The organism is Terrabacter sp. 2TAF16 (assembly GCF_052115065.1).
Classification (GTDB): domain Bacteria; phylum Actinomycetota; class Actinomycetes; order Actinomycetales; family Dermatophilaceae; genus Terrabacter.
Genome location: NZ_JBFRFZ010000009.1, coordinates 109,482 through 130,964, shown reverse-complemented (window position 1 = coordinate 130,964; position 21,483 = coordinate 109,482). Strand labels below are relative to the sequence as shown.

The following is a 21,483-nucleotide window of genomic DNA, read 5'->3' as shown; positions in this document are numbered from 1 at the left end:
CCGGTCGTCACCCGCTCGCCCGGCTCCTCGAGACCGGGGTGATCGACTGCGGCAGCGGGATCGTCGCAGGGACACCGAGGAGGTCCTGGACGATCTCGAGGAACATCTCGGCCTGGCGCAGCAGGTCGTCGGACTCGCGTGCGCTGATGTGACCGCCGCGGTCGATGACCGACCGGTGCGCCGAACAGGCGGCGAAGAAGGCGGCCCACTCCCCCAGCTCCGGGGCCACCCCGGGCAGCACCTGCCACACGCTGCGCGGTCGCGAACGTGGCGACGGCACGGTGCGGGCGGCGACGAGGGCCGCGGCGGCGCGCAGGGCTCCGAGGTGGGCGTCGCGATAGCGCTCGGACGCGTCGCTCGTGCGGCACGCGGTCTCGAGGGTGGTCCGGCCCCGCTCGAGCAGGTCGAGCACGGCGACCGAGATGGGTGGGCGGCGCAGGTCGTGGGCGGTGGTCATGGTGGTTCCTCTCCTCTCTCGTATCATGGGCTCAGTCGGCGACCCGGACGAGCGACCAGTGGTCGCCGCGCGGGGACTCGTCGTGGGCGAGGTCGTAGACCCCGGGCGTGAACGACCATCCCGGGCTCGCCTCGACGCGCCAGACGTGCTGCTCGCTCGCCGCGGCGACGAGCGTCTCGCCGGGACGGACCTGCGCCTCGTCGGCCTCGAGCGCGTCGTGCCACCAGGCCCGCCGCTCGCGCCACTGGGCGAGGACGCCTCGGACGACGTAGAGGCGCCCGCGCCAGATGAACGCCTCGGGCGGCGCCTCGAGGGACCCGGCCTCGGAACCCGAGGGTCCCGACGACCCGGAGTCCCGTGAGGACCTCGAGGACCCGGGCGGACAGGTCGACCTTCCGACCGGACCACCGGAGCCCACGACGGACTGCTCCTGCTGCTCCCGCTCGCGCACTCTCACCTGCACGGCGTCACTGAACCTGCGCACCACGACACGTCTCCCTCGGACACGTCGAGGCCGGACATCACGACCCAGACCACCCGCGCCCCACACGAGCGGTCCGACACCAACCGACGACTTGAACTGACAACTGACTGACAACTGACTGGCTCGGACACCGGCTCGGACCTCACCTCCCGGGCACCTCACCCGAAGAGACGACGTTCGAACACCTGTTCGATACTCGAAGCCTAACCCCTGGCGCCGACAGCCTGTCAAGACGGTCCGCGGGTCACGTCCACGCGATCCCGAGCCGCCGCAGCCGACCTCTCCGCACGCGTCCGTTTCGCCCCGCTCCGGACCGATCTGAGTACCCGTGCTCAGGTCCGTGCGGCGTCCCCGGCGACAGAGTGATGGCGCGGGTTCGGTCCGCGAACGGAGGGGCGCAGGGGTCCTGTCCGCTCACGGATCGGGCCCGTTCCGCTGCCCCCTTCCGCCGCCTGCAGCGCGCCCCGTTGCGCCACCCCCGGGAATACGGGAGCGTCAGGGACGTTGGACCTGGGCTCGGCCGACCGGTCGGGCCACAGCCGCACCGGCGCACCGGCGACCGGCGCACGACCGAAGGGGTGTCGTGGGCGCCGAGCTCATCCCCATGGCCTTCACCACCGGGTGGGGCAGCGGCATCAACGCGTACGCCGTCGTGCTCGTCCTCGGGCTGGCCGACAAGGTCTTCAACCTGAGCCAGATCCCGAACGCCTTGGCTCGCACCGACGTGCTCATCGGGGCGGGCGTCCTCTTCGTCGTCGAGATGTTCGCCGACAAGATCCCCTACGTCGACTCGGCCTGGGACTCCGTGCACACCGTCGTCAGACCGGCCGTCGGGGCGACGATCGGCTACCTCATCGGCCACGACACGGCGAGCCTCGACGCCGCCGTGGGCGCGGCGACCGGTGGTGTCACGGCCCTCATCTCGCACGGGATCAAGGCCGGGCTGCGCGCTGCCGTCAACACCTCCCCCGAACCGGCGAGCAACGTCCTCGTCAGCACCACCGAGGACGTGACCGTCACGGGCGTCACCGCCCTCGCCATCGCGCACCCGTGGTGGGCCGCTGCCATCGCCCTGCTCTTCCTCGTGCTCGGCGCGTTCCTCGTCTACAAGCTGGCCGCACGCATCCGCCGCTACAAGCGCCGCTACGACGCCTGGGGCGAACGCGTCGGCATCGCCGTGCCCTCCGAGCGCCGGGAGCGCCGGGAGCGCCGGGAGCGCCGGGAGCGCCGGGAGCGCCGGGAGCGCCGCGGGACCGCTGCGCCACCGCCGCCGTCGGCCCGGGCCGACGAGCGTCTCGAGCGACCCTTCGACCAGGAGACCTGACCGGCCCGCCCGGTGAGCGCCGCCACCCCCGGACCTGGGTCCCCACAGGTCCGCAGTCCTCTCACAGGACCTCCCCACCCTGACGAGGGTGGGGACACAGGGCTGTTGCCGACGGTGGACACAGCTGGCACGAGGCCAGCCCATCGAAGGAGTGGGAACGCATGAAGAACAAGACCATCGCGCTGGCAGGCGCCGGCATCGTGGCCGCGTCGGCGCTCGCGCTCGGTGGGGCCGCCCTCGCGAGCGCGGACGAGACGGGTGCCACCCGCACCACCACCAGCTACGGCCAGCTCGGCGAGGGCCCCCGGGCCAACGGCAACACCAACGGCAACACCAACGGCAAGACCGACGGCAACACCGACCCGAGCAAACCGATGCGCTCCGACGAGACGCTGCTCACGGGCGACGTCGCCGCCACGGTGACGGCGGCCGCCAAGGCCAAGGAGCCGACCGCGACGATCGAGCGCGTCGAGACCGACTCGGACGGCGTCTACGAGGCGCACATGGTGCGCACCGACGGCACCCACATCACGGTGCAGGTCGACGCGTCCTTCGCCGTGACGGCCGTCCAGGAGGGCGGACCTGGCGGGACGGGCGGACCCGGTGGCCGTGGCGGTGACCACGACGGCGACGGCCCCCAGGGCCAGTCGGGCCAATCGGGCGAGGCCCCGGCCTCCCCCAACGGCACGGCCACCCCGCCGAGCACCACCTGACCGACCCGGCCCACGCACCGGACGGCCGGCCCTTCCCTGGGGGCCGGTCGTCCTCGTGTCGTCGGGCTGGCCGCACCTCCAGCCGGGGGGGCCCCTCGTCCTCCGAGTCTCCGCGCCGGTCAGAGGTTGCCGAAGACCTCGAGCGTCGCCGACGACCGGTTCATCGTGATGAAGTGGATGCCGGGAGCACCCTCGTCGAGCAGGCGGCGCGACGACTCCGTGGCGATCGCCATGCCCTCGGCGCGGACCCCGGCGGCGTCGTCGCCGTGTCGCTCGAGACGGTCGGTGACCGCGGTCGGCATCGGCTGCCCTGCCAGCTGCGCCATGCGCACCACCTGACGGGCGTTGGTGATCGGCATGATCGCCGGGACGACCGGCAGCCGCGACCCGCGCCGGGCGAGCTCGTCGCGCAGCCGGAGGTAGTGGTCGACGTCGAAGACCATCTGGGTGATGGCGAACTCGGCGCCGGCGCGCTCCTTGCGGATCAGGGTCTCTGCGTCCTCGCTGATGTCGCCCGACTCGGGGTGGCCGTCGGGGAAGGCCGCGACACCGACGGTGAAGTCGCCGAGCCCCCGGACCAGTGCGACGAGCTCGTCGGCGTGGTCGAGGCCCTCGGGGTGCGCCACCCACGGCTGGCCGAGGCCGCCCTGGGGGTCACCGCGCAGGGCCAGGATGTTGCGGACCCCAGCGGCGGCATACGACCCGACGATGCTGCGCAGCTCGGCGACGGAGTGCCCGACGCACGTCAGGTGCGCCATGGGCGTCAGCGAGGTCGCCTCGAGGACGCGCTGGGTGAGCCGGACGGTGCGGTCGCGGGTGCCGCCGCCGGCGCCGTAGGTGATCGAGACGAAGCTCGGCGACACCTTCTCGAGGCGTCGGATGGCGTCCCAGAGCTGCGCCTCGGACGCGTCGTCCTTGGGCGGGAAGAACTCGAAGCTGTACGTCGGGGTGTCGGCCTCGATCATCGCCGGGATGGACCGCGTGAACCGCTCCGCCCGCGCCATCGAGGATGCCGTGCCGTGTGCCATGCCGCACACCATAAGCCGCGCGCGTCCGCGGTGTCCGGGCTGTTCACGGGCGCACCCGCGCGCCGCGTAGGCTGACCCCGATTCCCGCGACTCGATGGAGGACCCCGTGCAGACCCCCACCGACCTCGATGTGCTGCGCCGTCGGGTGCAGCAGGCGATCGACGGGCAGATCGCCGGGGCCACGCAGTCGCTGGCCGCGATCGGAGAGGAGACAGCCCCGCTCGTCGCGGCCGTGTCCGGCCTGCTGACCGGCGGCAAGGGTCTGCGCGCCGGCTTCCTCTACTGGGGCTACCGCGCCGCCGGTGGCGCCGACTCCGACGCCCTCGTGCGCCTGGCCGCGAGCATGGAGTTCTTCCAGGGCGCCGCCCTGCTCCACGACGACGTCATGGACCGCAGCGACACGAGACGGGGTATGCCGTCCGCGCACCGTGCCGTCGCCTCGCTGCACCAGGCGCGTGGCTGGGCGGGTGACGCCGACCGCTTCGGCGAGGGCACCGCGATCCTGGCCGGCGACCTGTGCCTCACGTGGTGCGACGAGCTGTACGCGACGTGCGGCCTGCCCGCCGACGAGCTGGCCCGCGGCCGTCAGCTCTTCGACTCGATGCGCACGCAGCTCATGGGCGGCCAGTTCCTCGACCTGCTCGAGTCCGCCCGCGGCTGGGACGGGCTCGACCTCGACGCCCGGGTCGCCTCGGCGCGCAAGGTGATCCGCTTCAAGAGCGCGAAGTACACCATCGAGCACCCGCTGCTCATCGGGGCGCTCGTCGGCGGCGCGCCGGACGGGTCGCTCGCTCCCCTGTCGGACTACGGCCTCGCCCTCGGGGAGGCGTTCCAGCTGCGCGACGACCTGCTCGGCGTCTTCGGCGACCCCGAGGCCACCGGCAAGCCCGCGGGTGACGACCTGCGCGAGGGCAAGCGCACCGTGCTCGTGGCCCACGCCCTCGACGCGGCGTCCGACACCGACCGCGACACGGTCGAGAGCCTCCTCGGGCGCGACGACCTCGAGCTCGCGGGCGTCGAGGCGATCCGCAGGGTGCTGCTCGACACCGGAGCGGTCGACCGGGTCGAGAGCCTCATCGCGACCCTGGCCGACGAGTCCTGCCGCGCCGTCGACCGGGCCCGGGCGACAGGCTCCTACGACACGTCGGCGCTCGACGTCCTCGAGGCGCTCGTCGCGGTCTCGACGGCCCGCCGGTCCTGACGACCCGCCGGTCCTGACGAATCGGCCGGACGGCATACGCCCTCGGTCCGTCGGACGCGTCAGAAAGCGAGCTCCTGCGCCCGGCGCCGGATCTCGGTCTTGTGGCCGGCCAGCATGGCGTCGATGGGAGCGCCCTCGACGGGCAGCGTCTCGTCGGGGGTGTGCAGCCACTCGATGATCGCGTCGTCGTCCATGCCGCCGTCGGCGAGCACGGTGAAGGTCCCGCGCAGCTCGGGCCGCGGTCCGGTCTCGTCGAAGAACTTCGCCGGGATCGCGACGACGCGCCGCTCACCGATGCGGGCCGCGAGCACCTCGCGGTCGGCGATGAGCTGGCGCACCTGCGACAGCTGCAGACCGAACCGCTCGGCAGCGTCGGGAACGGTCAGCCACTCCCCGACGAGCGACTCGAGGTCACGGGTGGTGGGCACGTCGGGCTGCAGCTCAGGGGTCTCGCTCACAGGACGAGAGTCTGCCACCGTCCCGACCGGTCCGCGCACCCCGCCGACCGAGGCGGGCTGGAGCAGAACGGGGCGAATTACACGGGTGTATTTATGTTTTAGTGCTCAATTATGCGCTATCGTCACAGGCGCCACTCCGCTCACAAGCGTCACATAGCACCTCACAACACTGCAGCAGCACCACAGCACCCTCCAGCACCTCACCGAACCCCTTCCGAACGCCCCTCCACGCTTCTCGAACTCAGCTCGGGCTCCAGGAAAGGACTCCACCCCATGCCCTTCGCCGACGTCGCCGCGCTCGCGCTACCCGCACACGCCGCCGTGGCCCCCGTGGCCGCCACCCCGTGGAAGACCGTCACGGTCCGCCCGGGTGACACGATCTGGCACCTCGCCCTCGCCAACCACACGACCGTCCAGGCGATCGTCGAGAAGAACCGGCTGACCGCACGCGGTTCGGTGATCCACCCGGGGCAGAAGCTGCTCGTGCCCGGTCGCCCCTCGGCGACCCCGGCCCGGTCCGCCGCGTCGACGGCGTCAAGCGTCCGCCCGGCGAGCACGACCGCCACCGTCATCCACGTCGTGCGTGCGGGCGAGACGATGAGCGGGATCGCCAAGCGCTACGGGGTCTCGCTGACCAAGCTCCTCGCCGCGAACCGGCTCGCCAACGCGGGACTCATCTTCGTCGGGCAGCGGATCAGCGTGCCCGGAGCGAAGGCACCGGCCACCCCGACGCCGTCGGCGCCGAAGCCCTCCACCCCGACGCCCTCGAAGCCGGCGACGGGACCGACGACCCCGAGCGGTGCCGGCACGATCTACGTCGTCAAGGCCGGCGACAGCATGAGCGTCATCGCACAGCGCTACGGCGTCTCGCTGACCAAGCTGCTCGCGGCCAACAAGCTGGCCGACGCGAGCCGCATCTACGTGGGCCAGAAGATCGTCATCCCCGCCACCGTCTCGGCCCCCGCGCCCACGACACCGACACCCGCCCCGGCCCCCGCGCCCGGCTACCAGTACCCCAGCAAGACCGCGCAGGCCGTCGCCGAGAGCAAGGCCAAGCTCGCGGCCATGGACGTGCCGAGCCGCACCGACACCGCCGCGATGATCCGGGCGACCGCGACCCGCCAGGGCGTCGACCCGAAGCTCGCTCTCGCCATCGGCTACCTCGAGTCCGGGTGGTACCAGCGCGCCGTCTCGTACACCAACGCCGTCGGCGTCATGCAGCTCATGCCGGTGGCCCAGACATGGGCCTCGCAGCTCGCGGGCCGGACGCTCGACCGTTACGACACGCAGGACAACATCACCGGAGGCGTCCTCATCATCCGCGCCCTGCAGGCCAGCGCGGACTCGCGCGAGCAGGCCATCGCCGGCTACTACCAGGGCCTCTACTCGGTCCGCACCAAGGGCATGTACGAGGACACGAAGCGCTACGTGGCCAACGTCATGGCCGTCTACGACCGGCTCTGACGGGGTGCCGCTCCGCGTCCCGGGCCGCCCGACGGGGAGGTCGCCGGACGGCCCCTCGGGCGCGGAGCGCAGGCGGAGGTCTCGCGGTGGGCCTGACCGGCGCGCCCATCGGGGCGGGCAGCGCGCCCGCACCGCGAGACCCCGCCGCGGCTGGCCTGCACGGGATGCGCAGACCCAGCCCGTAAACTGCGGGGCGTGACGTCCAGCGTGGCGGACGCCCTCGTCGGTCGGGTGATCGACGGCCGGTACCGCATCCTCTCCCACCTCGCAGACGGAGGCATGGCCTCTGTCTACGTGGCGCTGGACGGACGGCTCGACCGGGAGGTGGCGCTCAAGATCATGCGCCCCGGCCTCGCCACCGACGACGTCTTCGTCGAGCGCTTCCGCGCCGAGGCCCGGTCCGCGGCCCGCCTGAGCCACCCCAACGTCGTGGCCGTCTTCGACCAGGGCGAGGACGACGGCGAGGTCTTCCTCGCCATGGAGCTCGTCGAGGGCAAGACCCTGCGTGACGTCATCCACGAGGAGGCGCCCCTCACGGCACGTGAGGCGCTCGCCATCCTCGAGCCCATTCTCCTGGCGCTCAGGGCGGCCCACGTGGCCGGCATGATCCACCGCGACGTCAAGCCCGAGAACGTCATCGTGCGACGCGACGGTGAGGTGAAGGTCGCCGACTTCGGCCTCGCCCGCGCCATCACCAACCAGGCCGCGACGAGCCAGACGGGCGTCCTGCTGGGCACCGTCTCCTACCTCTCCCCCGAGCAGGTGGAGCGCGGCGTCGCCGACACCCGCAGCGACGTGTATGCCGCCGGCCTGCTCCTCTTCGAGATGCTCACCGGTCGCAAGGCCGTGACCGGTGGCACCCCGATCCAGATCGCGTACAATCACGTCCACGGCTCGATCGTCACGCCGAGCTCGGTCGTCCCCGGTGTCCCCACCGAGCTCGACGAGCTCGTCGCCCGCGCGACGGCACTCGAGCCCGAGGACCGCTTCGAGTCGGCCGCCGCGTTCGTCGCTGCGCTGCGGGGGGTGCGCCGCGGCCTCACGGCCGACGAGCTCGACCGACGTGGCAGCGCGGTCGCCACCGACCCCGGCACCACCTCGGTGCTGCCGTCCGTCTCGTCGACGACGCACCTGCCCGCCCCGGCTCGGCCGGAGCGGGCCGACCTGCCGAGCTCCCCCGAGCGCCACCGCACCCGACCCAACGAGGTCGGACGCGCGGCCCTCGCCAGGATGCCCGTCCACGACGACGGTCCCGCACTCGAGCACACCGCAGCCATGCCGATCGACCGACGGGCCGGCCGCCGACGACGGTGGCCGCTCTGGCTCGCGGCCGTCCTCGTCGTCGTCGGTGTCGCGTTCGGAGGCTGGTGGTTCACGGCCGGACCGGGAGGCTCGACCGTCGTGCCGGCCGTCGTCGGTCAGCCGGTCGCTCAGGCCGAGGGCGCGATCGAACAGGCCGCCCTGACGGTCGAGACCGTCGAGGAGTTCTCCGAGGGCAGGGCCAAGGGCGTCGTGCTCCGCGTCGAGCCCGGCGCGGGGAGCGAGCTCGGCAAGGAGTCGACCGTCCGTCTCGTCGTCTCCAAGGGCAAGGAGCGGTATGCCGTCCCGAAGGTCATCGGCGCCCGGCTCGGCGACGTCGGGGCGACCCTGTCACCCCTGACGCTCCGGCTCGGCGGCCGCTCCGAGGAGTGGAGCGAGACGGTGGCCAAGGGAGTCGTCATCTCCCAGGACCCCGCACCCGGCGAGTCCGTCAAGCGCAGCACCTCGGTGTCCGTCGTCGTCTCGAAGGGGCGCGAGCCGATCGAGGTGCCCACGGTCACCGGCGCACCGTTCGACGCGGCCTCGGCGGCCATCACGAGGGCCGGGCTCACGGTGCAGCGCGGCGAGGACGTCAACAGCGACGCCGTGCCCGCCGGCCAGGTCGTCTCGCAGTCACCCGACAAGGGCACGCTGCACCGGGGCGACGCCGTCACGGTCGTCGTGTCGAAGGGGCCGGTGCTGGTGCCCGTGCCCAACGTCGTCGACCAGCAGGACACCGCCGCCGAGAAGACGTTGACCGACCTCGGCTTCACGGTCGACAAGCAGTACCCCTTCGGTGAGCTCTTCGAGAAGAAGGTCCGGGCCCAGGACCCCGCAGCGGGCACGCCCGTGCCCAAGGGCACGACGATCCACCTGACGATCGTCTGAGGCCGTCCGTGACACCTGCGGCGCGCACGCGCCTGGGCACCCTGCTCCTCGTCGCCCTCACCGCCGTGTGGGGCTCGACGTTCTTCCTGATCCGCGATCTCGTCGAGACCGTCCCGCCCGTCGACTTCCTCGCGGTACGTTTCAGCCTGTCCGCGGTCATCATGCTCCTCGTGTTCTGGCGACCGGTGCGGGCCCTGAGCCGTCGTCAGGTCCTCGTCGGAGTCGGTCTCGGCGCCCTCTACGGTCTGGCCCAGATCTTCCAGACGCAGGGCCTCGCGACGACACCGGCCTCCGTGTCGGGCTTCATCACCGGCACCTACGTCGTGCTCACCCCGGTCTTCACCGCCGTCCTGCTGCGCGAGCGCGTGGCCGGATCCACCTGGGCGGCAGTCGGGCTCGCGACCGTGGGCCTGGCCCTGCTCTCGCTCAACGGGTTCTCCGTCGGGTTCGGCGAGGCCATCACCCTGCTCGCCGCCGCTCTCTACGCCCTGCACATCGTCGGCCTCGGCCGCTACAGCGCCTCGGAGATCGCGACCGGTCTGTCCGTCGTGCAGATGGTCGTCATCGCCGTGCTCTGCGTCGTCGGCGCCCTGCCCGGTGGCGTCGTCCTGCCGAGCGGGCCGGGCCAGTGGGCGTCGGTGCTCTACATGGTCGTCTTCGCCAGCATCCTGGCCCTGTGGGTCCAGACGTGGGCGCAGGCGCACATGCCGGCCACGCGGGCGGCCATCGTCATGACGCTCGAGCCGGTCTTCGCGGCGTTCTTCGCCGTGACCCTGGGCGACGAGACCGCGACGCTGCGGATGGTCATCGGCGGCGCGCTCGTGCTCACCGCGATGTACGCCGTAGAGCTCCTCGCGCGGCGGCGCCCGGGCGAGCTGCCCGCCGAGGCCCTCCACCACGAGGTCTGACCCCGACCACGGACGTCCGTTCGAGGTCATCGCGGCACGCCCGCGGGCGTCGACATCACCTCGAACGGGACAGGGCGGCGTGCGTCCGGGTCAGGCGGCCTCGGGCGCCGCGCGCAGCAGGCCGGTGAGGACGTCGATCGCGACGTCGGTGCCGGCGTCGTCGACGTCGAGGTGCCAGACGAGACGCACGGCACCCGGCCCCACGGCGTACGTCCTCACCCCGGCGGCGAGGGCTGCGTCGACGAAGGCGGCGGAGGTCCAGCCGACCGCGGCCACGTCGACGATGACGATGTTGGTCTCGACGGTGGCCAGGTCGACGGCGCCGGGTGCGGCCTCCGCCATCGCCTCGGCGGCTCGTCGCGCCCGGGCGTGGTCGTCGGCCAAGCGCTCGACGTTGTGGTCGAGCGCGAAAAGGCCTGCGGCAGCGAGGATCCCGGCCTGCCTCATGCCTCCGCCGAAGCGCTTGCGCCAGATGCGCGACTCGGCCATGGCATCGGCCGAGCCCACGAGCACGCTGCCGACCGGGGCGCCGAGGCCCTTGCTCAGACAGATCGAGACGGTGTCGAACTCACGGCCGTAGTCACCGACCGGCACTCCGGAGGCGACGTGCGCGTTGAAGAGCCGCGCCCCGTCGAGGTGCATGGCGACCCCGCGCTGACGGGTGACCTCCCGCGCCCGGCGGATCTCGTCGAGCGACTGCACGGTGCCGCCGCCGAAGTTGTGGGTGTTCTCGACGATCACGAGCGACGTGCAGACCTGGTACGGCCCGACACCGGTGACCATGAGGGACGCGGCGTCGTCGGCGCGGAAGCGACCGCGCTCGGAGACCCAGGTGCGCGACGAGATGCCCGAGAGCACCGCGGCGGCACCGAGCTCGGCCCGCACGACGTGGGCGAGCGAGTCACCGATGAGCTCCTCGCCCGGCTTGACGTGCAGCCGCACGCCGAGCTGGTTGGCCATCGAGCCCGAGGGCGTGAAGAGCGCGGCCTCGTGCCCGAGCATCCCGGCGACGCGTTCCTCGAGGGCGCGCAGCGTCGGGTCCTCACCGAAGACGTCGTCGCCGACCTCCGCTCGCGCCATGGCATCGCGCATGGCCTCGGAGGGCTGGGTCAGGGTGTCGCTGAGCAGGTCTGCCCGGAAGGGACTCGTCGCCGCCACCGCTCAGGCCTGGCCGAGCATCTCGGCGACGAGGAACGCGAGCTCCAGTGACTGCTGGTGGTTCAGGCGGGGGTCGCACACGGACTCGTAGCGCTTCTCGAGGTCGGAGTCGATGATCTTCTCCGCGCCGCCGAGGCACTCGGTGACGTCGTTGCCGGTGAGCTCGACGTGGATGCCGCCGGGGATCGTGCCGAGCGACTGGTGCACCTCGAAGAAGCCGCGCACCTCCTCGACGATGTCCTCGAAGTCACGTGTCTTGTAGCCGGACGGGCTCTCGAAGGTGTTGCCGTGCATCGGGTCGCAGATCCACGTCACGGTGGCACCGGACGCCGTCACCTTGTCGACGAGAGCCGGCAGGGCGTCGCGGATCGTGCCCGCGCCCATGCGGGTGATGAAGGTCAGGCGGCCCGGCGTGCGGTTCGGGTCGACCGTGTCGATGAGGCGCAGCACCTCGTCGATGTCGGCCTTGGGCCCGAGCTTGACGCCGATGGGGTTGCTGATGCGCGAGACGAAGTCGACGTGGGCGCCGTCGAGCTGACGGGTGCGCTCGCCGACCCAGACGAAGTGGCCGGACGTGTCGTAGAGACGCCCCGAGCGCGAGTCGATGCGCGTCAGGGGCCGCTCGTAGTCGAGCAGCAGCGCCTCGTGGGCGGCGTAGAACTCGACGGTGCGCATGGCGTCGAAGTCGGCACCACAGGCCCACATGAAGCGCATCGCCTTGTCGATGTCCTTGGCGATCTTCTCGTAGCGCTGGTTGGCCGAGTTGGCGACGAAGCCACGGTTCCAGTCGTGGACGTGCCGCAGGTCGGCGAATCCACCGGTCGTGAAGGCGCGCACGAGGTTGAGGGTCGCCGAGCTCGCGTGGTAGGCCCGGACGAGGCGCTGCGGGTCGGGGATGCGGGCGGTCTCGTGGAACGCGAAGTCGTTGACCATGTCGCCGCGGAAGGCGGGCAGGGTGACGCCCTCGCGGGTCTCGACGGTCGAGCTGCGCGGCTTGGCGTACTGCCCGGCCATGCGCCCGATCTTGATGACGGGCACCGATGCGCCGTAGGTCAGCACCGCGGCCATCTGGAGGATCGTCTTGATGCGGTCGCGGATGTTGTCGGCGGTCGCGGAGGCGAAGGTCTCGGCGCAGTCGCCACCCTGGAGCACGAAGGCCTCACCCACTGCGGCCTTGGCCATCCGGTCGGTGAGGATGTCGCACTCGCCTGCGAAGACGAGCGGAGGATACGAGGCGAGGGTCTCGATCACCTCGGCCAGCGCCGCTGTATCGGGCCAGGCAGGCTGCTGCTGGGCCTCGAGCTCGGTGGCCGCGGCCGTGAGGGCGGCGAGGGCCTCGGACCCGTCAACGGGTTCGAGGCCGGCATCGGCGGTGGCGGTCCTCGTGTTCACCCCGCCAGAGTAGACGTCGCACGGGGGTGCCCCCGCCCGGGTCCGCATCCCGAAACCTTCGAGCGCCGCGGTCGCGTCACCGACGACGTATGCCGTCCGGCCGGCGGAGCGCGGTCAGCTCGGGTCGATGCGGGTCACGTCGGGTCGGCGAGGTCGAGGCCGCGCTCCATCGCGAAGCGGACGAGCTCGACGCGGTTGTGCATCTGGAGCTTGCCGAAGATGTTCTGCACGTGGTTCTGCACGGTGCGGTGCGAGAGGAACAGTGTCGACGCGATCTCCTTGTAGCCCATGCCCGTCGCGACGTACTTGAGGATCTCGGTCTCGCGGTCGGTCAGCTCGGGGATGGGTCGCTCCGGGGTGCCTCCACCCGCGGCCTTGACCCGCCGGAACTCGCCGAGGACGAGGCCGGCGAGGCCGGCGGTGAAGACGGGCTCCCCCGCGGCCGTGGCCCGCACGGCAGCGAGGAACTCCTCACGTCCGGCCGACTTCACGAGGTAGCCGAGCGCGCCCGCCTTGACCGCGTCGAGGACGTCCTGGTGGTCACCGCTCGCCGAGAGGATGAGGATGCGGGTCGGCACCTGGGCCGCGGTGAGGGCGGCGCAGACCTGGGCGCCGGACAGGCCCGGGAGGTTGAGGTCGAGGACGAGGACGTCCGGCACCGTGGCCCGGGTCCTCGCAACCGCCGATCGGCCGTCGTCCGCGGTCGCGAGGACCTCGAAGCCGGCGTCGGCGAGGTCACGGGCGACGGCGTCGCGCCACATCGGGTGGTCGTCGGCGACGACGACCCTGATGTGCTCGGGCGGCGTGCTGCTCCCCTGCTGCGGCATGGCGTCCTCCTGCTCCGTCACGGTGCTCCTCGTCCCTGGGTGCCGACCTGCGGCCCGCGTTCGGTCGTCGCGGGCGTCCGCCGACCATGGTGCCGGTTGGTCAGACGTGTCGTACGGCGATTGGGGATCCGCAGCTCGACCGTCGTGCCGCCGGCGGGCCCGGAGGTGATGGTGGCCGTGCCTCCCAGGTCGGCGAGGCGTCCGAGGATGGACGCCGAGACGCCGAGACGACCCTGGCCGACGGCCTCCTCGAGCCGACCCTCCGGTAGGCCACGACCGGAGTCGCGGATCGTGACGGCGATCTCGTCGCCGTCGTCGTCGAGCAGCACCCACGCCCGTGCGTCGTCACCGGCATGCTTGCGGACGTTGTCGAGGGCTGCCTCGACGGCGGCGACGACCTCGTCGGCGACCCTTCGTGGCAGGAGCACGGCGTCGGCGGGCGAGACGAGCTGGACGCCGTCGCCCTCGACATGGCGCAGCAGGCCCCGCAGGTCGGCGTCACCGCTCACGGCTCGGCCCACCTCGGCGAGGTCCGTCTGGCTCACGAGCGTCCGCAGGATCCGCTCCTGCTCGCCGGCCATCGCACCGAGCCGCGCCGCCTCCCCGCCGATCTCGCTCGCGCGCCGGTTGATGAAGGCGAGCGTCTGGAGGACGCCGTCGTGCACGGTGCGGGCGAGCCGGTCGCGCTCGGCGCGGGCCGCGTCGAGCCGCATGGCCTCGGCGAGCGCCGCGTGGCTCGAGCGGGCGAGGTCGACGCAGTAGCCGATGCAGCCGCCGAGCAGGAGCCCGAAGATCGAGTTGCTGATCGTGTTGGGAGTCGGCTCGACCACCTCGACGAAGGAGCACGCCGCGACGAGCGAGGCGGCTGCGAGACCACCGCGCCAGCCGCGCAGCACCGCGAACCCGATGACGGCCGCGGTGGGCCAGATCGAGGGGATGGTCTTGGCCCCGGCAGTGATGACGTCGGGGTCGTCGACGAGCCGGGTCGCGAGGATCGCGGAGCAACCGATGGCGAGCTCGATGGTGTAGGCGCGGACCGTGCGCACCGGTCGCAACGTGACCGCGAGCGTCCAGCCGGCGAGGACTCCGAGGATGGCGACCGCCCCGACGAGGTGCGCGATCTGCTCGTGCCGCTCCCAGACCGACCACACGGCATACGCGAGGGCGAGGCAGCGGAAGACGTCGATGCCGCGCCACAGCCCGCGCACGATGGCGTGCTCGTCGTCGAGCACGGCCACCGTGGGCGCCGAGACGGCGGCGGGGAGCTCGTCGTCGGACAGCGGCGCCGGAGCCGGGATCAGTTCGGTGTCAGGGCCGCCCGGCACATCGCCCGGCTCACCGTCGGGAACACCGTCGTGCTCCGGGCCCGCGCCGTGCCGCGTGCGAGCCATGACGTCAGGACGCCGCCACGACGGGAGCGTCGCCGTCGCTGTCGTCCTCGGAGGTCGAGGCCGAGGTCGTTCCGGACGACTCGGAGGCCGGGGCGGGGCGGGCCTTGCCCTCGGCGGCGTCGAGAGCCTCCTCCAGCTCGGGCGCGGCACTGCCGGGCTTGGCAGCCTCCTGCAGCTCACGGGCCTTGGCCCGAGCCGCGGAGACGAGCCGGTCCTTCATCGACGTGGCGTACATGTCGACGTATTCCTGGCCCGAGAGGAGCATCAGCTCGTACATGATCTCGTCGGTGATCGAGCGCAGGACGAAGCGGTCGTCCTCCATGCCCTCGTAGCGCGAGAAGTCGAGCGGCTTGCCGACCCGAACCCCGACCCGCATGATCCGTGGGATGACCTTGCCGGTGGGCTGGGCCTTGTCGGTACCGATCATGGCCACGGGGATGACGGTGACCTTGCCCTCGAGCGCCATCCGGGCCACGCCGGTGCGGCCGCGGTAGAGGCGGCCGTCGGGTGACCGGGTGCCTTCGGGGTAGATGCCGAGCAGCTCACCGCGACGCAGCACCTTGAGGCCCGAGGTCAGGGCGGCATTGCTCGCCTTGCCACCCGACCGGTCGACGGGCAGCTGCCCGACGCCCTTGAAGAAGGCAGCCGTGAGCCGGCCCTTGATGCCTCGGCCGGTGAAGTAGTCGCTCTTGGCGAGGAACGTGACGCGGCGGGACACGACGAGCGGGAGGAAGATCGAGTCGGAGAAGGACAGGTGGTTGCTCGCGAAGATCGCGGCACCCTCCTCGGGGATGTTCTCCTCCCCCTCCACCCACGGACGGAAGAGGAGCTTGATGATCGGCCCGATGACGATCGTCTTGAGGAACCAGTAGAACAACCGTGTCCGCCTTCCGTCTGTGACGGCTCGAACTCTACGACACTCGCGCACTGACAGCGGCGCATGCGAGGATCAGCAGGTCCAGCCGCTTCGCCCGAGGAGCCCCACCGTGACGGTCCGTCCCGACGCCGCAACGGGCTTCGGCATGTTTCCCCGCCCCTCCGCACGACCCTCGCCGGGGGCGGACGATGAGTGACCGCGACCTCGACGCGGAGTTCGCGCGGATCATCGCGGGATGGGACGACGAGGCACCCGAGCCACAGCGTCCGGACGCCACGGCGTCGACCGACCAGGCGGCCGAGCAGGTCGCCGACCCTGCGCCACCGTCGGTCTCGCCGACCGAGGCCGACACGGCCGACACGGCCGACACGGCTGACCAGCCCGGTCCGACGTCGGCCCCGGACGCCTCACCCTCGACGGTGGAACGCCCGCAGGCCGGCCGGGGCACCGACCCCACGGCACCGCCCCAGCAGCCCGGAGCCGGCGCGTCGACCCCGTCGGGGTCGTCCGGTCTGCTCGAGCTGCCGATCGCCCCGACGACGTCCCACGAGTGGCGCGGCCCGACGTCCCGCCGCGACGACGCCGACGCTGCATCGGACGGCGACGACCACTTCGTCCCCCCTTCCGAGATCGACCTCCCGTCGGCCGAGACCGACCCGATGTTCTGGGCGATCGTCGGCGGCCTCGCCGGTGGCCCCCTGCTGCTGCTCTACGTCCTCTTCTTCGACCGTGACGGCAGCGGCTGGTGGGTCGTGACGGCCCTGACCATGGTCGTCGTCGGCTTCGTGCTGCTCGTCCTGCGCGGCGGCACCGAGCGGGACCCGTTCGACGACGGCACCCGCCTCTAGCCGGTCGCGAGGCGGTCCGACGCGTCAGTCGGACCCGAGGTCGATGTCGACCCAGACCGGCCGGTGGTCCGACCCCGCTACGAGGTCACCCTCGTCCACGACGGTCTCGGCCGATTCGACGACCCGCAGTCCCGGCCCGGCAAAGACGACGTCGAGGGCGGTCCTCGGGTCGAGCGCGGGAAATGTGGGCGCGTTGCCGGACACCGGCGGGTGGTGCTCGGCGAACATCGCGTATGCCGTCCCGCCGGGTCCCTCGTTGAGGTCCCCTGCGATGACGGCCCGGTCGTCGAGCCCACCGAGCCGGGTGAGGACGGCGAGGACGGTGGCCGCGTGCCTCGCCCGCTCGGAGGCGCGCAGCCCGAGGTGCACGCTGACGACGGTGACGGCACGACGCGACGGACCGCCGGTCGGGAGCGAGACGGTCGCGGCGGCGTACCCCCGAGTGCGGTCGGGGAAGCGGACCGGCAGACGGCCACGCGACGTGCCGTGGACGACCACCCGTGCGGCCGTCAGGACCGCCGTCCCGCCCGTGCCGAGGCGGCCTCGGCGCCAGTGCAGACCACAGTCACGTGCGAAGGGTGGGAGGCGGAGCTCCGTCGTGAGCCGGCGCGGGACCTCCTGGAGGCACAGCACGTCGGGGGCGACGGCACGCACGACGCGTGCCGCTGCTGCCCGGTCGTCGAGCAGGTCGTGGACGTTGTAGCTCATGACCCGCAGCACGTGCTCCGGTCGGCCACCGGGCCGCACGGCCACGGGCTCAGCGGCCGGCCCGCGCGAGCTCGGCGGCCCCGATGAGACCGGCATCGCTGCCGAGCACGGCGCGCACGATCCGCGCCTCCGGACGGTAGCCGCGCCCCGGGAGCTGCCGGCGGAAGGCCTCACGGGCCGGGCCGATGAGCATCTCGTCGGCCGCGCTCACGCCACCGCCGATGACGAAGAGGCCGGGGTCGAAGGCCGAGGCGAGGTTGGCCAGCCCGATACCGAGCCACTCGCCGATGTCGGCGAGCAGCTCGCGCGCGGTCGGGTCGCCCTCCCGGGCGGCCTCGGTGATGAAGGGACCGGTCAGCGCGTTGGCGTCGCCGCCGAGACGGGCCAGCAGGTCGGCGACGACGGGAGACCCGGCCTCGATCATGGCGCGGGCCTCGCGCACGAGCGCGTTGCCGCTGGCGTACTGCTCCCAGCAGCCACGGTTGCCGCACTCGCAGCGCGCGCCGCCCGGCATGATCTGCATGTGGCCGAACTCGCCGGCGATGCCGTGCCGTCCGCGCTGGACGTTGCCGTCGATGATGAGGGCGCCGCCGATGCCCGTGCCGAGCGTGATGACGACGACGTGCGACTCTCCCCGGGCGGCACCGAAGGTCGCCTCGGCCCAGGCCGCGGCATTGGCGTCGTTGTCGACGGTGATCGGCAGGGCGATGCGCTGCGACAGCGCGTCACGCAGCGGCTCGTTCCGCCAGGACAGGTGCGGCGCGAAGACGACGGTCGCGCGGTCCTCGGCGACGAAGCCCGCGGCGCCGATGCCGACGGCCACGACGTCGTCGGCGTCGACGTGGCCGAGCAGCTCCTCGACCGACTCGACGATGGTGTTCTCGACGATGGCCGGGGATGTCGAGCGGTGGGGGGTGTCACGACGGGTGCGATGGGTGATGACGCCCGACTCGTCGACGACACCACCCGCGACCTTCGTGCCGCCGATGTCGATGCCGATCGCGAGACGCCTGCTCATGCGCTGCCTCCGGGGCCGTTCTCGTCGGCGTCGATGTCGTCGGCGTCGGCGCTGGGGTGGGCGTCGTCGCGGTCCGTGTCACTGTCGGGCGCAGGCTCGGCGCGCCGCTCCCGCTGCGCCGTCGCGAGGTCGCGCAGGGCCGTGGCCGCGAAGCCGACGAAGTCGGCGACCTTCTCGATGGTGTCGGGGTCGACCTGCTGGACGAAGGCGATGAGCTGGCAGACGGGACACACGCGGCACGCCGCGGGCGTCGTGCCCCCGCACGTGCACTCCCCCGGCGACCCGTCGGGTCGACGCGCTGCGTCCGGGCCCGCGGAGTCACCCGCCGGCGAGGTCGGGCCTGCGGCGTGGTCGTGGCCGTGCGCTGCGCCGCCCGCACGCTCACCCCTGGAGTCACCGGACGGCATACGCGAGCTTCCCGACCACGTCCGGCGGGAGAGCAGGTCGACGAGCAGCGCAGCCTCTGCCGCGACGCTGCCGGGAGGCGCGTCGTCGGGGCGCGTCGACCCGTCGGCGTCGAGCCGGTGGGGCTGGTCGGGGGCGGCGGGTGCCGCGTCGGGACCGTCGTTCGGTGTCACGGTCGGTCAGGCCTCGACGCGCTTCTTCAGCTCCTTGAGCGCGGTGTCGACGATGACCTTCTCCGCCTTGCGCTTGAGCAGCCCGATCATGGGGATCTTGACGTCGACGGAGAGGCGGTAGGTGACCTTCGTGCCGTCGCCGTCACCGGCGAGGGTGTAGGAGCCGTTCATCGCCTTGAGCACCTGCGCGGAGACGAGGGACCACGAGACGACGCCCGTGCCGTCCTCGACGACGTCCCACTCGTAGTCCAGGACGTAGGTGTCCTTGATGGCGCCGGCGTCGAGGGTGAACTGAACCTGGTCGGCCCAGCCGTCACCCTCCTCGGCGAGCACGGTGACGTCCTTCACCTCGCCCGCCCACTCGGGGTAGGCCTCGAAGTCCGCGATGACGTCGAGCACCTCGCCGGGCGGGGCGTCGATGACGATGGAGGACTCGGTGCGATCGGCCATGCGCCGAAGGCTATCGCGTCGTCAGCGGGCCGACCGCGGTTGTCCCCGCCGGTGTCATCCCGCGTCGGCCGCGTGCCAAGATGGGGACGACGGCAGCCCTGCGCCGCGGGGCGGCGCGCCCGACCGCCGAGCCCGCCCTGTGATGATGCTGACGTGGTCTGCGCGGTTACCGATCGGTAAGGTGCAGCACAGTTCCCCGGCCCCGCCATCAGGAGTGACAGTGAAGGACAACGTCGTCGCACCACTCGCCCCCGTCACGACGGAGGGAAGCCTCGCCGACCTCCCCGTGCGCAACGCCGCGGAGAACGCGAGCGAGACCGCGTTCTCCCGCAAGACGCCCTCCGGGGGCTGGACGCACGTGACGTGGGCCCAGTTCGCCGACGACGTCGCCGCCGTCGCCAAGGGCCTCATCGCCGAGGGGCTCCAGCCCGGCGACCGGGTCGCCCTCATGTCGCGCACGCGCTACGAGTGGACCCTCGTCGACTTCGCCGCGTGGAGTGCGGGCGCCGTGGTCGTGCCGATCTACGAGACCTCCTCGGCCGAGCAGGTCCAGTGGATCCTCTCGGACTCCGTCGCCCAGGTCGTCGTCGTCGAGACCGACGCACACCGCTCGCTCGTCGAGCAGGTCCGGGGTGACCTGCCGTCGCTCCGCGACGTCGTCACCATGGACACCGGTGGTCTCGACGCCCTGCGCGAGAAGGGCCGCGAGGTCTCAGACGCCGATCTGGCAGCGCGCCGGGCCGGACTCGACCGACGGGCGGTCGCGACGATCATCTACACCTCGGGCACGACGGGCCGACCCAAGGGCTGCGAGCTGACCCACGGCAACTTCCTCGACCTCGCCGAGAACGCCATCGAGAAGCTCGGCCAGGTCGTCCTCACCGAGAACGCCTCGACCCTGCTCTTCCTGCCCCTCGCGCACGTCTTCGCCCGCTTCATCGAGGTGCTCTGCGTCGAGGGTCGCGCCCGGATGGGCCACTCCGCCGACATCAAGACGCTCCTCGACGACTTCGCCGGCTTCCAGCCGACCTTCGTGCTCGCCGTCCCCCGTGTCTTCGAGAAGATCTTCAACTCGGCCGAGGCCAAGGCGTCCTCCGAGGGCAAGGGCAAGATCTTCCTGCGCGCGGCCACCGTCGCGATCGCCTACAGCGAGGCCCTCGACGCCGGCCGACCCGGCCTCGGGCTGCGGATCCAGCACGCGGTCTTCGACCGTCTCGTCTACGGCAAGCTGCGCGCAGCCATGGGCGGGCACGTGCGCTACGCCGTCTCCGGCGGGGCGCCCCTCGGCACGCGCCTCGGCCACTTCTACCGGGGCATCGGGGTCGTCATCCTCGAGGGCTACGGCCTCACCGAGACGACCGCGCCCGTCGCGGTCAACACGCCGGACAAGATCAAGATCGGCACCGTCGGACCGCCGTTGCCGGGCACGGGCATCCGGATCGCCGAGGACGGCGAGATCCTGCTCAAGGGTGTCGGCGTCTTCAACGCGTACCACGACAACCCGACCGCGACGGCCGACGCCATCGCCGACGGGTGGTTCCACACCGGCGACATCGGCGAGATGGACGAGGACGGCTACCTGCGGATCACCGGCCGCAAGAAGGAGATCCTCGTGACGGCGGGTGGCAAGAACGTCGCCCCGGCCGTGCTCGAGGACCGCCTCCGCGCGCACCCCCTCGTCTCGCAGTGCATCGTCGTCGGCGACCAGAAGCCCTTCGTCGCCGTCCTCGTGACGCTCGACGAGGAGATGTGGCCGCTCTGGGCCAAGACGCACGGCATCGACGGAGTGTCACTCGACCAGGCCCGCACCGACCCGAAGGTCCTCGAGGCGCTGCAGGAGGCCGTCGACCGGGCCAACGAGGCGGTCTCCAAGGCCGAGTCGATCCGCAAGTTCGCGGTGCTGCCCGGCGACTTCACCGAGGCCAACGGCTACCTGACGCCGTCGCTCAAGCTCAAGCGCAACGTCGTCATGAAGGACTACGCCGACGAGGTCGAGAAGCTCTACGCCTGAG

The 21,483-nt window shown here is 72.1% G+C and carries 21 protein-coding genes; 8 read left to right on the top strand and 13 right to left on the bottom strand.

The window, feature by feature from the left end; all coding sequences use genetic code 11:
- Positions 1 to 7: 7 nt before the first annotated feature.
- Together AB4Z14_RS15310 and AB4Z14_RS15305 are read right to left on the bottom strand one after the other, a co-directional pair.
- A complete protein-coding gene (locus AB4Z14_RS15310; protein WP_056781063.1) occupies positions 8 to 457 on the bottom strand; it encodes an SAV_6107 family HEPN domain-containing protein in 450 nt (149 codons plus the stop codon).
- 31 nt (positions 458 to 488) lie between these two features.
- Positions 489 to 920 carry a DUF6504 family protein gene (locus AB4Z14_RS15305; protein WP_442275935.1) on the bottom strand — a complete coding sequence of 144 codons (432 nt, stop codon included), beginning with the start codon at positions 918 to 920 and terminating at the stop codon, positions 489 to 491.
- 604 nt (positions 921 to 1,524) lie between these two features.
- Between AB4Z14_RS15305 and AB4Z14_RS15300 the strand changes: the two genes are divergently transcribed.
- The gene (locus AB4Z14_RS15300) at positions 1,525 to 2,265 is read left to right on the top strand and encodes a DUF4126 domain-containing protein (RefSeq protein ID WP_442275934.1); all 741 of its coding nucleotides are present in this window, start codon (positions 1,525 to 1,527) and stop codon (positions 2,263 to 2,265) included.
- A gap of 161 nt (positions 2,266 to 2,426) precedes the next feature.
- A complete protein-coding gene (locus tag AB4Z14_RS15295; RefSeq protein ID WP_442275933.1) occupies positions 2,427 to 2,978 on the top strand; it encodes a hypothetical protein in 552 nt (183 codons plus the stop codon).
- A 119-nt stretch (positions 2,979 to 3,097) separates the two neighbouring features.
- Here the strand turns inward: AB4Z14_RS15295 and AB4Z14_RS15290 are convergent, their stop codons facing one another.
- Positions 3,098 to 4,006 (bottom strand): methylenetetrahydrofolate reductase, encoded by a 909-nt coding sequence (locus AB4Z14_RS15290; protein WP_442275932.1) that lies wholly within the window; start codon positions 4,004 to 4,006, stop codon positions 3,098 to 3,100.
- A gap of 94 nt (positions 4,007 to 4,100) precedes the next feature.
- Between AB4Z14_RS15290 and AB4Z14_RS15285 the strand changes: the two genes are divergently transcribed.
- On the top strand, positions 4,101 to 5,207 hold the full coding sequence (locus AB4Z14_RS15285; protein WP_442275931.1) for a polyprenyl synthetase family protein: 1,107 nt from the start codon (positions 4,101 to 4,103) through the stop codon (positions 5,205 to 5,207).
- 59 nt (positions 5,208 to 5,266) lie between these two features.
- Here the strand turns inward: AB4Z14_RS15285 and AB4Z14_RS15280 are convergent, their stop codons facing one another.
- Positions 5,267 to 5,665 (bottom strand): Rv2175c family DNA-binding protein, encoded by a 399-nt coding sequence (locus AB4Z14_RS15280; RefSeq protein WP_442275930.1) that lies wholly within the window; start codon positions 5,663 to 5,665, stop codon positions 5,267 to 5,269.
- A gap of 273 nt (positions 5,666 to 5,938) precedes the next feature.
- Between AB4Z14_RS15280 and AB4Z14_RS15275 the strand changes: the two genes are divergently transcribed.
- From AB4Z14_RS15275 to AB4Z14_RS15265, 3 genes are all read left to right on the top strand, one after another.
- Positions 5,939 to 7,129, top strand: a complete 1,191-nt coding sequence (locus AB4Z14_RS15275; protein ID WP_442275929.1) for a LysM peptidoglycan-binding domain-containing protein — start codon at positions 5,939 to 5,941, stop codon at positions 7,127 to 7,129.
- A gap of 195 nt (positions 7,130 to 7,324) precedes the next feature.
- The gene (gene pknB, locus AB4Z14_RS15270; RefSeq protein ID WP_442275928.1) at positions 7,325 to 9,316 is read left to right on the top strand and encodes a Stk1 family PASTA domain-containing Ser/Thr kinase; all 1,992 of its coding nucleotides are present in this window, start codon (positions 7,325 to 7,327) and stop codon (positions 9,314 to 9,316) included.
- An 8-nt stretch (positions 9,317 to 9,324) separates the two neighbouring features.
- Entirely contained in the window at positions 9,325 to 10,224 is a 900-nt protein-coding gene (locus AB4Z14_RS15265) for a DMT family transporter (protein ID WP_442275927.1), read from the top strand.
- Positions 10,225 to 10,314: 90 nt separating this feature from the next.
- Here AB4Z14_RS15265 and AB4Z14_RS15260 read toward each other — a convergent pair whose 3' ends face one another.
- From AB4Z14_RS15260 to AB4Z14_RS15240, 5 genes are all read right to left on the bottom strand, one after another.
- Positions 10,315 to 11,382, bottom strand: a complete 1,068-nt coding sequence (locus tag AB4Z14_RS15260; RefSeq protein ID WP_442275926.1) for a threonine aldolase family protein — start codon at positions 11,380 to 11,382, stop codon at positions 10,315 to 10,317.
- A gap of 3 nt (positions 11,383 to 11,385) precedes the next feature.
- Positions 11,386 to 12,822 carry a class II 3-deoxy-7-phosphoheptulonate synthase gene (locus tag AB4Z14_RS15255; protein ID WP_442275925.1) on the bottom strand — a complete coding sequence of 479 codons (1,437 nt, stop codon included), beginning with the start codon at positions 12,820 to 12,822 and terminating at the stop codon, positions 11,386 to 11,388.
- 86 nt (positions 12,823 to 12,908) lie between these two features.
- Complete coding sequence (locus tag AB4Z14_RS15250; protein ID WP_442275924.1) at positions 12,909 to 13,622, bottom strand: response regulator; 714 nt, start codon at positions 13,620 to 13,622, stop codon at positions 12,909 to 12,911.
- Positions 13,619 to 14,992 carry a MacS family sensor histidine kinase gene (gene macS, locus AB4Z14_RS15245; protein ID WP_442275923.1) on the bottom strand — a complete coding sequence of 458 codons (1,374 nt, stop codon included), beginning with the start codon at positions 14,990 to 14,992 and terminating at the stop codon, positions 13,619 to 13,621. The genes AB4Z14_RS15250 and macS overlap by 4 nt, the downstream gene beginning before the upstream one ends.
- A 4-nt stretch (positions 14,993 to 14,996) precedes the next feature.
- Positions 14,997 to 15,869 (bottom strand): lysophospholipid acyltransferase family protein, encoded by an 873-nt coding sequence (locus AB4Z14_RS15240; RefSeq protein WP_442275922.1) that lies wholly within the window; start codon positions 15,867 to 15,869, stop codon positions 14,997 to 14,999.
- A gap of 188 nt (positions 15,870 to 16,057) precedes the next feature.
- On the opposite strand from AB4Z14_RS15240, the gene AB4Z14_RS15235 reads away from it, so the two are divergent.
- Positions 16,058 to 16,717, top strand: coding sequence for a hypothetical protein (locus AB4Z14_RS15235; protein WP_442275921.1), 660 nt, complete (start codon positions 16,058 to 16,060; stop codon positions 16,715 to 16,717).
- A gap of 24 nt (positions 16,718 to 16,741) precedes the next feature.
- Here the strand turns inward: AB4Z14_RS15235 and AB4Z14_RS15230 are convergent, their stop codons facing one another.
- Genes AB4Z14_RS15230 through AB4Z14_RS15215 form a run of 4 tightly spaced genes read right to left on the bottom strand, consistent with a single transcriptional unit; the run spans position 16,742 to position 19,471 of the window.
- Positions 16,742 to 17,470 carry an endonuclease/exonuclease/phosphatase family protein gene (locus AB4Z14_RS15230; protein ID WP_442275920.1) on the bottom strand — a complete coding sequence of 243 codons (729 nt, stop codon included), beginning with the start codon at positions 17,468 to 17,470 and terminating at the stop codon, positions 16,742 to 16,744.
- A 4-nt stretch (positions 17,471 to 17,474) separates the two neighbouring features.
- Complete coding sequence (locus AB4Z14_RS15225) at positions 17,475 to 18,443, bottom strand: ROK family glucokinase (RefSeq protein WP_442275919.1); 969 nt, start codon at positions 18,441 to 18,443, stop codon at positions 17,475 to 17,477.
- Positions 18,440 to 19,021: a hypothetical protein gene (locus AB4Z14_RS15220; RefSeq protein ID WP_442275918.1), complete on the bottom strand. Its 582-nt coding sequence runs from the start codon at positions 19,019 to 19,021 to the stop codon at positions 18,440 to 18,442. Before AB4Z14_RS15220 ends, AB4Z14_RS15225 begins: the two co-directional genes overlap by 4 nt.
- A gap of 6 nt (positions 19,022 to 19,027) precedes the next feature.
- Entirely contained in the window at positions 19,028 to 19,471 is a 444-nt protein-coding gene (locus AB4Z14_RS15215) for an SRPBCC family protein (protein WP_056781101.1), read from the bottom strand.
- A 220-nt stretch (positions 19,472 to 19,691) separates the two neighbouring features.
- On the opposite strand from AB4Z14_RS15215, the gene AB4Z14_RS15210 reads away from it, so the two are divergent.
- Positions 19,692 to 21,482: an AMP-dependent synthetase/ligase gene (locus AB4Z14_RS15210; protein ID WP_442275917.1), complete on the top strand. Its 1,791-nt coding sequence runs from the start codon at positions 19,692 to 19,694 to the stop codon at positions 21,480 to 21,482.
- Position 21,483: the final 1 nt, after the last annotated feature.